Origin of the sequence: Bradyrhizobium sp. SZCCHNR1015, assembly GCF_032489875.1 — a bacterium.
Classification (GTDB): Bacteria; Pseudomonadota; Alphaproteobacteria; order Rhizobiales; family Xanthobacteraceae; genus Bradyrhizobium.
Genome location: NZ_JAUEYW010000007.1, coordinates 35,405 through 48,847 on the forward strand (window position 1 = coordinate 35,405; position 13,443 = coordinate 48,847).

16 protein-coding genes are annotated in these 13,443 nt (G+C 62.6%); 11 read left to right on the plus strand and 5 right to left on the minus strand.

Features of this window, described 5'->3' with window-relative positions:
* Positions 1-199: 199 nt before the first annotated feature.
* The 3 genes from QX128_RS13535 to QX128_RS13545 all read right to left on the minus strand — a co-directional run bounded on the left by QX128_RS13535 (position 200) and on the right by QX128_RS13545 (position 2,572).
* Positions 200-826 carry a transglutaminase-like cysteine peptidase gene (locus QX128_RS13535; RefSeq protein ID WP_316176994.1) on the minus strand — a complete coding sequence of 209 codons (627 nt, stop codon included), beginning with the start codon at positions 824-826 and terminating at the stop codon, positions 200-202.
* A 332-nt stretch (positions 827-1,158) separates the two neighbouring features.
* Entirely contained in the window at positions 1,159-1,773 is a 615-nt protein-coding gene (locus QX128_RS13540; RefSeq protein WP_315801062.1) for a PilZ domain-containing protein, read from the minus strand.
* Positions 1,774-2,014: 241 nt separating this feature from the next.
* A complete protein-coding gene (locus tag QX128_RS13545) occupies positions 2,015-2,572 on the minus strand; it encodes a PAS domain-containing protein (protein ID WP_316237673.1) in 558 nt (185 codons plus the stop codon).
* Between the two features lie 326 nt (positions 2,573-2,898).
* Here QX128_RS13545 and QX128_RS13550 point away from each other — a divergent pair, with 326 nt between their 5' ends.
* The 11 genes from QX128_RS13550 to QX128_RS13600 all read left to right on the plus strand — a co-directional run bounded on the left by QX128_RS13550 (position 2,899) and on the right by QX128_RS13600 (position 10,673).
* Positions 2,899-4,116 carry an integrase family protein gene (locus QX128_RS13550; protein WP_316237674.1) on the plus strand — a complete coding sequence of 406 codons (1,218 nt, stop codon included), beginning with the start codon at positions 2,899-2,901 and terminating at the stop codon, positions 4,114-4,116.
* 324 nt (positions 4,117-4,440) lie between these two features.
* A complete protein-coding gene (locus QX128_RS13555; RefSeq protein ID WP_316237675.1) occupies positions 4,441-4,692 on the plus strand; it encodes a helix-turn-helix transcriptional regulator in 252 nt (83 codons plus the stop codon).
* Position 4,693: 1 nt separating this feature from the next.
* Entirely contained in the window at positions 4,694-5,143 is a 450-nt protein-coding gene (locus tag QX128_RS13560; protein ID WP_316237676.1) for a hypothetical protein, read from the plus strand.
* Complete coding sequence (locus tag QX128_RS13565) at positions 5,140-7,389, plus strand: phage/plasmid primase, P4 family (protein ID WP_316237677.1); 2,250 nt, start codon at positions 5,140-5,142, stop codon at positions 7,387-7,389. The genes QX128_RS13560 and QX128_RS13565 overlap by 4 nt, the downstream gene beginning before the upstream one ends.
* A gap of 496 nt (positions 7,390-7,885) precedes the next feature.
* Positions 7,886-8,038 carry a hypothetical protein gene (locus QX128_RS13570; RefSeq protein ID WP_316237678.1) on the plus strand — a complete coding sequence of 51 codons (153 nt, stop codon included), beginning with the start codon at positions 7,886-7,888 and terminating at the stop codon, positions 8,036-8,038.
* A gap of 187 nt (positions 8,039-8,225) precedes the next feature.
* Positions 8,226-8,720 carry a hypothetical protein gene (locus QX128_RS13575; protein ID WP_316237679.1) on the plus strand — a complete coding sequence of 165 codons (495 nt, stop codon included), beginning with the start codon at positions 8,226-8,228 and terminating at the stop codon, positions 8,718-8,720.
* On the plus strand, positions 8,707-8,973 hold the full coding sequence (locus QX128_RS13580; RefSeq protein ID WP_316237680.1) for a hypothetical protein: 267 nt from the start codon (positions 8,707-8,709) through the stop codon (positions 8,971-8,973). Before QX128_RS13575 ends, QX128_RS13580 begins: the two co-directional genes overlap by 14 nt.
* A 61-nt stretch (positions 8,974-9,034) precedes the next feature.
* Positions 9,035-9,409 carry an excisionase family DNA-binding protein gene (locus QX128_RS13585; protein WP_316237681.1) on the plus strand — a complete coding sequence of 125 codons (375 nt, stop codon included), beginning with the start codon at positions 9,035-9,037 and terminating at the stop codon, positions 9,407-9,409.
* Positions 9,410-9,416: 7 nt separating this feature from the next.
* Complete coding sequence (locus tag QX128_RS13590; protein WP_316237682.1) at positions 9,417-9,845, plus strand: hypothetical protein; 429 nt, start codon at positions 9,417-9,419, stop codon at positions 9,843-9,845.
* Positions 9,845-10,132 (plus strand): hypothetical protein, encoded by a 288-nt coding sequence (locus QX128_RS13595; protein ID WP_316237683.1) that lies wholly within the window; start codon positions 9,845-9,847, stop codon positions 10,130-10,132. The genes QX128_RS13590 and QX128_RS13595 overlap by 1 nt, the downstream gene beginning before the upstream one ends.
* A 10-nt stretch (positions 10,133-10,142) precedes the next feature.
* On the plus strand, positions 10,143-10,673 hold the full coding sequence (locus tag QX128_RS13600; RefSeq protein WP_316237684.1) for a hypothetical protein: 531 nt from the start codon (positions 10,143-10,145) through the stop codon (positions 10,671-10,673).
* 553 nt (positions 10,674-11,226) lie between these two features.
* On the opposite strand, the gene QX128_RS13605 is transcribed toward QX128_RS13600, so the two are convergent.
* Together QX128_RS13605 and mauJ are read right to left on the minus strand one after the other, a co-directional pair.
* Positions 11,227-11,775 (minus strand): hypothetical protein, encoded by a 549-nt coding sequence (locus QX128_RS13605; protein WP_316237685.1) that lies wholly within the window; start codon positions 11,773-11,775, stop codon positions 11,227-11,229.
* A 586-nt stretch (positions 11,776-12,361) separates the two neighbouring features.
* On the minus strand, positions 12,362-13,393 hold the full coding sequence (gene mauJ, locus QX128_RS13610) for a methylamine utilization protein MauJ (RefSeq protein ID WP_316237686.1): 1,032 nt from the start codon (positions 13,391-13,393) through the stop codon (positions 12,362-12,364).
* Positions 13,394-13,443 lie beyond the last annotated feature (50 nt).

Genomic DNA, 13,443 nt, shown 5'->3' on the forward strand with positions numbered 1-13,443 from the left:
ATTTCCCCGTCTCGTGCCGTACTCGCACGCGTTCATGAACTATCGTCGGCCGGGCGACGCCGCCAAAAAAGTTGCGGCCAGCCCTTGGGGGAGAGCTGGCCGCGCGCGAACCGGTCTGGGACGGGGAGGGGTGGGGATGTGACCGGGTCGCGTAACTCGAATTCCTGTCTCGCCTCTCTGATCAGCGCTCGCGGACGCCTTAGCGTTCTCTGGCGCTGGCGGTGGCCACTGCCGGGCGACCGTCGCCGAGCGAGACCCAGACGTTGGGGTCGCTCTGCGACTGCCGCTTGACGAAGCGGTAGCCGGTTTCGGTCCAGGCGACGACGCTCTCGTTCTGATTGTCGAGCACGTACTCGCCCTTGTCGGTCTTCACGGTGAGGACGGCATGTCCTTCACCCTTCTTGTCGCGCACCACCGTGATCAGCAGCGCCTCGCGGGGCCAGCCGGCATCGATCAGCAGCTTGCGCTTCAACAGCACGTAATCCTCGCAGTCGCCGTAGCCGTCCGTCGGCAGCGACCATTTCTCGACCACGCCCCAATGGTCCATGTCGGTGATCGGCTTGACGTTCTCGTTGACCCAGCGATTGACCTTTAGCAGATCGCGCCAGGCGGTCTGGGACAGCACGATGTCGCGGGGCTGCGACGCGCCGCCGCGGCATTCCTCGGGGGTCTCGGTGCAGAACTCGACCCAGCCGATCGGCGCCCGTGCGGTGTCGCCCAGGCTCGCATAGAGCACCCGGTCATCACCGGCATGCGCCACCCCGCCCATCGCCATCAGGAAGGCTGCGACCGCCCACCCTGTTGCCTGTCCCGTCCGCTTGACCATTTTGGCCCCCGTTTTCGTTGGGACCATCTGTCTCACAAAGATTTTTCGCTGCCGCTAAATCGCCACGATGGATTTGACGCAAATCCAAGTAAAACGAAGGGCTTATTCGACTTTCACTTGAATCGAATCTAGCTAAAATTTGAATCATTCGCGGTTGAATCGAATGCGCTGCATTAAGCCGGGAACCGCTGCCGTTGCAGGGTCCCGTGCGCTTTTCCCGCCAACCATTAACTGCGCTGGACTGCCTGTGCGATGGCCGAACGCCACACGGCGCCCGTGGTGGCGGACGCCGTGTGCTCCGTGAAGTTGCGGGATTTCAGAGGCTTGCGGCTTTACCGCGCGGTAACGCTGTCTTCGAGCGTTTCGGCGAGCTGGGCGTGCATGAACTCGATCGCGAAGCCGCCTTCGAGATTTCGCACCACGCGCGCCTGGACGCGGCCGAGCATGACCTGCGATTTCAGCGGCGGCCTGGTCTCCGCCGCAATCGCCGCGCCCGACAGCGACATGTCGATGATGCGGCAGGTCATCTTGGTGCCGTCCTCGAGCGTCAGCACCGCGATCGGGTTGCGCGGAATGATACGGTCGTGGCGGCGATCCTCCGGCAGGTTGAGGATGTCGCGGTTGGCTAGCCAGGTCAGCTGCGCGGCGAGCTTGTCGCGCTTGCGCGCGGTGGCGCCGATCGTCATCGCGAAGCCGTTGTCGATGATGCGGGTGATCTTGCCCTCGACGCGGCCGATATGGTCGAGATAGGCGATCACGCGGTCGCCGACATTGCCGATGCCGGGTGCGAGCAGCGCCAGCCCGCCCGGCGACATGTTGATCACCTGGCAGGGAAACTCGCGCCGGTCGGGCAGCATGTAGCGGCCGAGCAGGTGGACCTTGACCCGCTGGAAACGGCGGCGCTCCTCGGCGGCCGGAAGAGAGAGTTTTTTGTTCGGCAACGCCATGTTTCGCCACTCAAAGCCGGCTCTTAGCGTGCCGGATGATCCAGTGTTGAAACTAAGTCCTACACGGTTAATTCAGCGTTATCGCAGCACCGCAGGCGTTCATCTTGTTCGCGCAAGACGAGCATTGCCGCTGATGACGGCTCTCTCCGTCATTCCGGGCCTTGTCCGGATGATGCGCTCGCAATGACGGGGAGAGAGCTGGGGCCCCGACGAGGCTTACGGGACACGCATCTGCAGGAAGTCAGCGCAGTCCCTCATACACCATCAGGCCGCGGGCGAGCGCGAGCTTGCGCAGCGCGCGCGGCACGATCGGCTCGACCGGCAGATGGATGTAGCGCCAGGAGACCATCTCCAGCGGGCCGAGCGCGCCCCTTGGCGTCTCGAACGGGGCGAGCAGGCCGGTCAGGCTGATCGGTTCATGCGCGCGGGTCGCGAACGGCAGCAGCAGCAGTTCGAAATGCGCGGTCGTGCGATCCGGCGCCTGCGCCGTCACGCCGGCGATCGCCGGCAGCGTCTCTTCGCAGACCACCGCCGTGATCTCCTCGATCTCGCGGCGGCTGGCCGGCGCGAACTGCGCCGAAAAGCTCCTGTCCTTGACGTCGCCGCCGAGCAGGGCGCACAGCCGCGTGCCTGCCATGCGGAACGGAAAGCCGCTGTCGGCATCGCAGGACAGGACGAAGATGTCGCCGAGCAGCTCGCGCACGGCCGACGGCTCGAAGTCGCAGCGCTCCGGCGCCTTGGCATGGCCGCGCCTGTCGTTCCAATAGGCGAAGAGCTCGCGATTGGACGGATGTTTCATCTCGGTAACCCCTCGCGCCCTCGACGTCACGGGGGACATTGCTGTCCCGCTTTCGTCCAGGCGCCTCCCTGGTTGATTTTCGCAGGAGGGGTGGTGCAGCGTCCATGCCGATGGTGCGATCGTGCCGGCTTTACCCCGGCCTTCCGCGCGTTAAGGTTAAATTAACTAAGGCGGGTCTGCAGGCCCTTGGCCCTGCTCGGCTATTTGTGCTAACCACTGGTTAACATATTGATTTATCGAGGCTTTTCCGTTTATGGCCGTTAATGGCCGTTGCCCCCAATTGCCTCGGTCCCGTTAGCCAGTCGTTAGCCAGAAGGAGACCGACCGTGCCCGCCACCCCAAACAAGGTCGAGTTGACCGACCTTATGCTGCGCCAGCTCGCCAAGACCGCCCGCGATCAGAAGCGCCCCCGCTACGCGATATGGGACGCGCGGCAGGAGCACCTGGCCGTGCGCGTCGCTCCGACGGGGCGGCTTGTCTGGAACTTCGTCTATCGACATCACGGTGAACCGCGCTGGCACAAGTTCGGGTCATTTCCGAACATCGGCGTCGCCGACGCTCGAAAGCGCTGCCGCAAGCTGGTCGTTCAGGTGGACGAGGGGGGCGATCCGCAGGCCGACCGAATGGCGCAGCGAAAGCAGGGCACGGTCGAGGAGCTGATACCCGACTACGTCGAGGACCGAAAGAACGGGCCGCACGGCAAGGCGTGGAAGCAGACCGAGCGGCTGCTGCTGAACCACGTGCAGCCGCACTGGGGGAAGCTGCGACCGGGCGAGATCAGGGACGCGGACATGCAGTCGCTGCTTCGACATCACGCGGGCAAGCCCGCCATGCAGAACGCCGTTCGCAACGCCGCCTCCGCGTTCCTCAGCTGGACCAAGGGTGGCTCCAAGCTCAACAAGCTGAAGCCTCGCGAGCGCAATCTCGGCGAGGGCGAACTCGGGGCTTGGTGGAGCGAGTTCGAGCGGGCTGGCGTGCCCGGCAGGCCCCTCCAGGTGTTGCTGCTGACGGGACAGCGCCCGATCGAGGTCGCGCGCATGCGCACCGAGCACGTCGATCAGGACGGATGGTGGGAGCAGCCGGGGCACCCCGAGCAGGAGACCAACTGGCCGGGCGTCAAGAACAAGCGAGACCATCGCGTCTTCGTCTCGGAGACGGCGCGGACCATCATCAAGGGCATGGGGCACGAGGGCTTCGCATTCAGGGGGCCGAGCGGCGTCGGTCCGGTGCGCTCGCTCGACAAGACGATGCGCGAGATATCGAAGCGTCTCGCTGCGACCGGCATCGAACCGGCGAGGCCGCACGACCTGCGGCGGTCATTCGCCACCATCACCGCGTCTCTGGGCTTCAGTACCGAACTAATAAATCGAATCCAGAACCACATGCCGACCGACGTCGGATCGGTCCACTACAACAAGTACGACTTCGCGCGGGAGAAGGCGCAGGCCATGGAGGCGGTGGCGGCGCGCGTGCTGGCGGTCGTCGTGGAGGGCCGCGCGTCCAACGTGGTCAGGCCGACGCGGTTTAGTAAGCCGCGACAGTAGGTTAGTATGTCATTAGTTCGCTGATGGTTTACAGGTAGTTGCAAATGGGCGTTGCCTGTTGTACGCTTGCGTCGTACTGCACGGCTATCGAACCAACCGCGAGCCAATGCGGTCCCGTCCCGAGGGATTGGGATTCCTGCTCAGCAGGGAACGCGATGCGAAAGCGTTCGGCGACGTGCAGAGGTTGAACTCAGTTCTGGCGCGAGCGCGCCGCAGCCGAAGTTGGCACTACGCTGCAAGGAGCTGGCGATCGTCCTCAGGGGCGGTGGGCCAGCTTTTTCTTTTTGCGCTTGCCCAACGCTCCCCTGTCTTGGGAGCTACCACGTGCGAAAAAGCCATTGCATTCCAGTCGTCGAGGGCCATGTGCCTGCGGCCGGCCAGCGCTTTCTGAGTCGAAAGGATCTCTGCGACAAGGTCGGCGTCACTTTTCCCTATCTGTGGCGCCTGATACGCGAAGGGAAATTCCCTGCAGGTCGCGAAGTCGGCTCGCGCACTTTCTGGCTTGAGTCGGAGGTCGACGCCTGGATGTCCGCGCGTCCGGTGCGCGCGTATCGGAAGCCTGAGGAGGTCGCGTAACATGACCTCCTGCCACGTGCAACCGGCCGACGTGGCGACGTCGGCCGGCCGAGACCATGCTGCAATTTCCGAAGTAGTTGCTGGCGCAACTAACGTCAGCTTACAGCACGACCGAACGCGTGACAATCGTCTGGGCCGCGCCCCCCGGCTGACGATCAGGCGCAACCGTGGCGGTCAGCACCGCCTCTGGGTCAAGGTCGAGGGCGTGCCGCTTCAGTACGCTGCCGAGGTTCACGAGCTGCACACGCCTCTCGACCTGATCTTGCGGATGTTCTTCGACGCGTACGAAGACCCAGCATTTCTCGTAGAGCACATGCCCCCGTTCGAGAGGATGCTGCTCCGGCCCGACTACGACTTCGAAGCGTGGACGCAGGACGTCGACGCGGCGCTCGCGGCTATAGGGCTGGAGGCGGTCGACGCACCGACGCAAGCGGGCGGAGGTGTCGCATGAGCGCGATCACCAACATCGACGTGGCCCGTCAAGCTCGGCGCATGATGGAGATCTTTCCGGCCAGCTCTCGCGGCCACGCGAGCTGGGACCCTAAGGGTCCCATGTTCCGCAAGGAGAGCGGCAAACTGAAACCAAACTACGCGTGGGTAGAAACTCCGATCACGGTCGAGAACTGGCGGCAGCACTTGGCCGGGGAGAGGGCTCTCGTCGTACCTTTCGCCTGCGACGACGGAACTACCAAGGTCTCGCTTCTCGACATAGACGACTATTCTGGCATCGACTTCATTCGCTTGCTCGAAAGCATCAGGAACCTGGGCTTGCCGCTATACGTTCGCAAGTCGAAGAGCGGCGGCGCTCACGTCATAGCCTTCCACGACGAGCCGATAACGGTGCCGGAATCAGCGCAGGTCTGCACGGCGATCGCGCGGGTTCTGGGGTTCGAGTTGCGCGACGTCGAAATCTTTCCTCCAGTGCAGAAAGATCCTGCCAGCGAACCGAAGCAGGTCAACGTCCCCTTTCTGGGCGGCGACGACTCCAGCTGCCTACTCGTCCCCGGGTCGAAGGTCGCCGGGGCGATGACCCTCGATCAGTTCCTAAAGTCGGTGAAACATCTGACGGCCGCGCAGCGAGACGAGCTGATCGGCAAGGCCGGGCAAGAGCAGAAGTCTGCATCTCTCGAGGACTGCCAGCGGTTCGCATCCGACCATCTGCAGCGGTACGTCGAGGAGCTGCCGAGCATGCGGCCGGGCGGACGCAGCAACGCGCTGTACAGGTGCGCGGCGAAGATGGGCAACATGATCAACAGCGGCTGGATCGCGAGGGACGAGGTATACGGCGCACTCCTCGGCGCCGTGGAGCAGTGGGGCGAGAGAGAACGGTTCGAAGATACGCTGCGGCGTGCCCTCAAGAAGGGAGAAGCGAGGCCGCACCATCCAATGAACTCCAGCGACCCCATAACGGAGGACGGGGCGGCCCTGGACTTCGCGGAGCTTCACGAAGAAGACCTTCGCTTCGATCACGACGCGGGCGGGTGGTTCGAGTGGTCTGGATCGCACTGGCGGAGGGACCGAACGCAGTTCGCGTTCGCTGAAGCACGCGACTTGGTTCGAGATCTCTCCAGGGGCCAACCGCAGAAAGTGATCAATATCACGAGCAAGGCCAACTTCGCGGGCAACGTCGAGAGGCTCGCGAGAGCCGATCGTCGTCTGGCTGTCACGCAAGAAGCTTGGGATAGAGACACGTTCCTGCTCGGAACGCCCGGCGGCACCGTCGACCTGAGAACCGGCGAACTGCGCGAGGCTCGACCGGAAGACAACATCACAAAGCTGGCGGCCGTAGCGCCTTCGAGGACGGCTGACTGCCCCGGTTGGCTGCGCTTCCTCTCGGAGGCGACGGGCGCCGACGAAGAGCTTCAGCGCTTCCTGCAGGTTCTCTGCGGGTACAGCATGACGGGCGAAACTCGGGAGCACCTCCTGGTCTTCATCCACGGTCCGGGCGGCAACGGGAAGTCGGTCTACCTCAGCACGATAGGAGGCCTGCTCGGCGACTACGCTGTCGAGGCCGCGATGGACACCTTCACGGAGTCGAAGTTCGATCGACATCCCACCGACCTAGCCATGCTGCGCGGGGCGAGACTGGTGACGAGTGCCGAGACCTCCGAGGGGCGCGCGTGGGCGGAGACTCGCATCAAGCAGATGACCGGCGGCGACAAGATAACGGCCCGGTTCATGCGCAGGGACTTCTTCACCTACGTGCCGCAGTTCCAGTTGCAGATCGTGGGCAACCACAAGCCACAGCTGAGCAGCGTCACCGAGGCTATGCGCCGCCGTCTGGTCATGGTGCCCTTCCACAACAAGCCCAAGCGCAAGGACACGAGACTCTCCGAGAAGCTGCGGCAGGAGTATCAGGGCATCATGCGGTGGATGATCGACGGGTGTCTGGCTTGGCAGAAGGACGGCATACGACTGCCCGCCGTGGTCAAGGCCGACACCAACGACTACTTCGCCGATCAGGACCAGTTCGGCCACTGGATAGAGGAGTGCCTTGAGCGCACACTGCTGTCGGTCAGTGAGAACAGCCAGCGCCTCTTTCATGCCTGGGCAAAGTTCGCCGAGGAGTCCGGGGCGTCGCGCCTGGGCGACATCGCTTGGTTCAACAAGGAGATGAAGGCCAGGGGCTTCGCCGGTCGAAAGAGCAACGGCAAGCTCGTGTACGACGGCGTTCGATTGATGGAGCCCCGCATATGACCAACCGGGGCAGCAGTGCTGGTCAGTGCCGAGCCCAAGTTTGTGTTCCGCGCGCGCGCGCAGGCGCGCGCATGTGCGCGCGCACGCGCGCACGTGGGCTACATGATGGCAGGCGGCACTGGGTAGCACTGGCCTGCCTGCAGAGGGCGCTAAGCCGTTGCCATTGCACGATTACACGCCAAGCGGCCCCCCGACAGCAGGCAAGCAAGGTCGGCGCGGCCAGCACGACCAGAAGCAACCACACCACGAAGACGAAGCAGCGTGATCTATCCCACCACCAGAGGAGCGTGACCCACATGACCAAGACCGCAGCCAACGCAGCGATGCAGTTGGTGCCAGCCGACCCGCGATGGAAGGTGGCGACCTACGTCTTCGGGCTGACCCCCGACGATGGCGACCAGGTCACCTATCAGACCGTCCTTTGCTGGGCAGTCCCTCCAGTGCTCGAGCGCCCCGCGTTCGAGTACCCCGTGCCCATTACGATCGTCGGTAGCGCGTGCACGAGGAGAACTATGCAGCGATCGTCGATCCCAATACGGGCGAGTTCGACACCCCCGGGGTGCACTCGTATGCAAACGAGGCCGAGTTCGTGGATGCGATGCGCGAGCGCGTAGCGGCCGAGCGCAAGATCAGGAGCAAGACGACATGAACAGAAGCTCGCTTTCTATTTGCCTCACGATACAATCAGAAATTGTACTGTATTATACATGCGATTTTGGCGGGTCCTTACGGTCCATCTACCTTAGGGCGAGGATCGCGCCATCGCTCGCGTTGAGTGTTTTTGGGCCAGCAGAATCCGCAGTTTACCTTGACGGCCAGCATCGACAGGAGGTCGCATGCCGACAGCGATAGAGAAGCAAGAGGTCACGCTCGCCGAGGCCATGCGCCTCACGGGCTACACGAAGCAGAACCTCCAGAAGTTGATCGAGGCCGGTCACGTCAAGCGCAGCGACCGGGCGAAGTTCAAGCTCGTCGACCTGTTCAGCGGCGTGATGACTCACCTTCGCTCCCAGCGCAAGACCACCGAACAGACCGTCGCGTCCCAGCGACTGATCGAGGCTCGCGCGGCCGAGATCGAGCTTCGCACGGCGGTCAGGGCGGGAAAGCTCATGGAGACCGAGGAGCACCTCGCGGTCATGCAGATGGTGTTCGGCGCGCTCAAGGTGGCCATCGAGGCACTGCCGTCGCAGATCGCGCGCGATCGCGACCAGCGGCGCCTAGCGGAGGACGCCGTGTCGGGGGCGCTCAGGCAGTGCGCCTCTAACCTGGAGCGCCTCGCGCTCGACGAGGAGCAGGCAGCCGAGGAGGACGACGATCATGACAAAGCGTGACGAACTGACGCTGGGCGAGAAGATCATGGGCCTGCGGATGGTGAACGGCGAGATGATGCTGACCGTGGAGGACTCGATCGCTCAGATCGACATGCTCGTGGAGGAGCTGCGCGAGACGATCGACCGACGCAATCTGCCGCCGCGCGTGCTGCAGGCCGTGCGCGACGAGCTTGAGGATCAGGTGCTGAGAGCGAAGGAGGCGATACTCGATCGCGCGAAACGCAGGCGGGGCGCGCAGGAGGGCCGCGAATGATCGTCATGGAGAACTTCGACGCGGGCGACGCCATCCCCCCGGCTGGGCGGGGAGTCGCACCATGAAGGCAAAAGCTTGTGACGATTTGACCTCGATACTCGCCCGCCTCGATGCGATCAACAGGCAGCATCGTGACCGCCTCGCCAAGCTGGAGGAGACTAATAGAATTCAGGAGGCGATCAACAGGGAGCAGCGCGAGCGCATCGCAGAGCTGGAGGGGATCATCGCGTCGCGCCTCGGCGTGCTACCAGCTATGGTGGCGGTGAACACGATTACACCGAAACAGGCCGCTTACGAGCTAGGCGTAACCGAACAGCGCGTCTACCAGCTGATCAAGAGCGGCAAGCTGCCGTCCGTCAGGGTCGGGGGGCGCCAGCGCGTCGACGCTCAGGCTTTAAAAACAAGGGCTACTTGTAAGCGAAGCCTTGAGGCATAAGCTTGTCATGACCACACAGCGCATCAAACTACTGGAGAAGTCAGCCCGCGCGGCGCTGGACAGCGCGCTCGCGGCCCGCAAGAGACTCGCTGCCGCCGTCGAGGCGTCGGGAGAGGTTCACGTGCCGATGTTCCTCACCGGCGAGGAGCACCGCAGAATCATTCGCGCGATGCGCGCGGATCACAAGCAGGAGCGCGCCGAGCTAGTGCAGGCGCTGGCAAGCGTCGCCGCGATCATGGCGAACCCGAACTCAGCACACTCGGAGTTTCATGGGGTGTCGAAGTTGATGTGGGCGGCGATGCAAGAGCAGGTCGCCGAGGAAGCTCGCGCTCGTCGCGAGGCCTTCTACGTCGTCCAGCGCGCGACAGAAGAGGAGCAGGTTGCGGCGGCCGACCAGATCGTCAGTGCCGGCCGCAAGCGGAGAGGGGAAGAGTGATGACTGTCAGCAGCACGAGTTTCGACCGCCTTCTCCGGCTGGCGGCCGCGCCGCCAGTGAAGTCGGCGAAAGGCCGGGCCGATTCGGCCTCTGCGCCGGGCCGACTCGATCCGCCGCCCTCGGCCCGGCGCGCGGAAGCCGCACTGCCGGCCACCGCCACTGCCGAGGCGATCATCGCCGCTGGTCGCAAGCGCCGGGGCGAACTCTCGACCAGCGTCAAGCCGACGGGCCGCGCCCTTCAGATCATAAATGCGGGTCGAGCCGCGCGCGGCGAGCAGCCGCTCTAAGGAGACCAGCATGGTTCGCATCTACCACGCGCCCCCGACGTCCACGCTGGTCGTGCCGTCCGACGCCGAGCTTCGCAAGCTGATCGACGTGGTCTATCGCGCTCGGCCCGACCTCGACCTGCGAGCGGACCGCGACTTCAAGCACCTCGACCACGACCGGGAGTTTCGTCTCGCCTTCGTGACCGTTGGCGCCATGGGCAGACTTGACGGGGTCGACCACGGAAAGGCGATCGGATATTGGGCGGACTACGCTCGCAATCTCCTCTACGAGGCGGGCAACCACGCCGAGATTCCCAACAACATTCTGCTCGCGGCCGCGCTCGCTCACGGCGACGTAAATCACGCGCGCAACGCGCTGGGCCTGACGTGGGTCGAGACGGGCAGGCGTGCCGTCGACGCGTGGCGCGGCGTACTGAAGACCGGGAAGATTCTCCCGCCCTCGCCTGAGCAGTCGACGAGCTATCGCGCGGCCCCAATCACGATCGACCTCAATCAAGGGCCGGATCACGTGGGGCTCGTCGGCTCCTCGCGGACGTCGTGATCAGATTGGGCGCGGGCCGACCTGGCGCGGCTCGTTCCTTGGGCGGCGGTTCGCCTTAGCTCCGACGGCCGCCGCCCACCCGTTTGCGCGGTGCGTTGCGTTCTTCGTCGTCCGCAATGCCGCGCTGGAGCCGGGACCTCACGTCGTCTGCCCGGCGCGCTCGGCCCGGTGTGCCTCTCCTCAGGCCGGGCCGGGCATCCATTCGTCGCCCGCGGCCCGCTACCGGGCGGCGTGATCTTCGGGCGGTGCGGCGCTTCGCCTCGCGGTGCCGCGCCGCCGCGATATCCTATAGGAGCGAAACGCAGCCGGTTAAGACAGGTTAGCTGCGAGCCTTTTCAATTTTCGAACGGCATCATCGAGTTCGCTTGCGGCCTTTGTTAGATCGTTAGCCTTGATCGCGCGCTCGCAATCGTCCAGTTCATGTCTGATAATTTGTCGAATCTGGTCTGCGGCTTCCTCTGGAGTCATCGCGATGCTCCTGTCCCGATCTGCGCTGACCTTTCGGCTGCATCAGCACGCCATTTGCTGAATCCGTTCCTGAATCCGCGCGCTGTCATGGGATCAAATCGTCTATAAAGTCGGCGAGGACTGTCTCAACCAGATCCCTGCTAACATCCGTCGCTTGCATCGGCGGTCTTACCCGGCTTTGGCCGTTCGTCGGTATCCTGATGACCGGTGAATCGAAGACTACGAACCCGCTCTCGTTCAAAGAGATGACGATGGCATGCGGCGATCTGCCAGACGAAGGTTGACCGACTTGAACTTGATAGCCATCACGTATGGCCGGATTTCGTCCCCCCGCAGTAATGCTAATTGCTGGCAAGCTCACATTGAGCGCACCAGGACCGCTACCGAAAACGTGTCTTGCACTCGGGGTTGCTACAAGCGCGATGCCAGAGTCAGTGAGCGTCGAATTGGCGGTACTAACTGCAGCCATGATGCAGGGTGCGAGGCGGTCATTCCAATCCGAAATGGCCGTATTCAACAGTTGCGCGCGCCCGGCGCGATCGCTTGCTTCTTTGGCGCGTTGCATCTCGGCTGTCTCAGCGCGAGACTTTGCCCGGTCATTGGCTGCCGCCAATCGCTCTTCGAAGGTGCTCATAATGTCATCCTTGGAAAGGGTCGCCGCCTGGATATCGATCGAGGGCCCCGTGAGTCTCATTGATCATTGTAGTGCGTGAAGTCGCCTTCGACATCGCAGCGGCACGTGATCAATTCCCTTTTTGATCTTGCTTTTGACGTCGATCGTTCAGAAGATTCCGTGGAGTTGATGTCGCAAGTAATACGGCCATGTTCTCCAGTCCTTGCTCAGGTGCATGGCAGTCGGATTGCCAAGGCCACTTAACAGTTTACCCAAACAGAAACAGACGCTGTGAGCGTAACCTCGGCCACCAAAGTTCGGCCAAGACGCGATCGTTTGGTGAAGCGCTAGCCGGCGCGCTCCTTGTCGGCACGTGCATGCCCGTATCGATTTGGCAGCTGGGGGGCTCGATTCAAGATGTGAATAGCGGAATCTTTGTAGTTGACGATCGTTCGTTGGGTGTTTTCGTCTTCTGCCGATTCGTGCTCGGCATCCTGCGATGCAGCGTCGAGCGCCCGGCGGTTTGGCAAAGGTCATGCATCATGCGTTATCGCAGTTGCGATGCGTGCTGAGCGTACACTCGTCTCCACCACGGATACGGCGTTATTCAGCCGGGCGTACTCGGCGGCTCTTCAGGCCCTGAAGAAGGTGGGTACCTGACCATCGAAAATTCGATTTTCGGAAAGTGCCCCGGATCAGGATTGTCGAAGTCTGGCCAGAAACCGAGCTGCATGTGTGCGACGCCTGACATATTCATGTGGACATAGCGGCTCGTGCTCAGGAAACGTGGAGTGTTGCCGATTAAGACTGGTGCGAACTGATTGATGATCGCTACCCAAGCGAGATGACCCAAGGCGTCCACTAGCTCAGGAAAATCGATTTGCAGGTTGGTCTCTATGGTTGCCACGTCTTCGCCATGCATGAGCGAATTGCGAGCGCGGCTGGCGCGCTGATAGAGAGTAGCTGGATCGCCGTTTACGTATTTCTTGAAGAGCTGCTCGATTGCTTGTTTCGGGTAGGGACGGTGGAGCGGGGTTGCGTCGCATGCAGAACAATGGAGAGGTCCTCCGCAGTTCGGGCACCTGTCGGGTACCGGGCTGGCTTCCTTTACAACTTGAGCGACCAGCTCAATTGCGAACCAGAAGAACGCAAACTGATCATCTGGAGCTTTCGCTGCGATTCCGTTGCTGAACCATTTCATCGCTCGCTTTACCCTGGGGCTTGGTTCGATTGTTTGAAGCAGCGATACCGTTTCTAGTAGCGATCGGTCGAAGGCTTCGTAGGGGGCATCGTCATTTGCGTAGGCCGGGCTATAGATCAGGCACTCACGCATTTGCAGGCTTGGCTCCCAGTTGAATATCTGGAAAAGCCTGCGAAGCCTCACCTTGAGATTCGAGGATAGAGCGAGGTGGTCTAAGAACTCCTTGGCCAGCGGTTCGCCAACCTCTTTCGCCTCGAGCAAAGAGGGTGCGTCAAAGATGAATTGCATCGATAAGAATGTTGAGTCATTCCGCTGTTCTGGAACGTTTCGGATAAATGCAGTAAAGCGTCCGGTGGGGTGACTGTAACGAAGGAAGGGCGTCTCTGGCTCAAGGATGATGTCGGCTTCAACTTCCCAATTTGCGAGAAACTTCGTCATGGCTCTCTCTCTGCCAAGTGGGGGCGCGCTGAGAAAGTCTTCTAGCATCG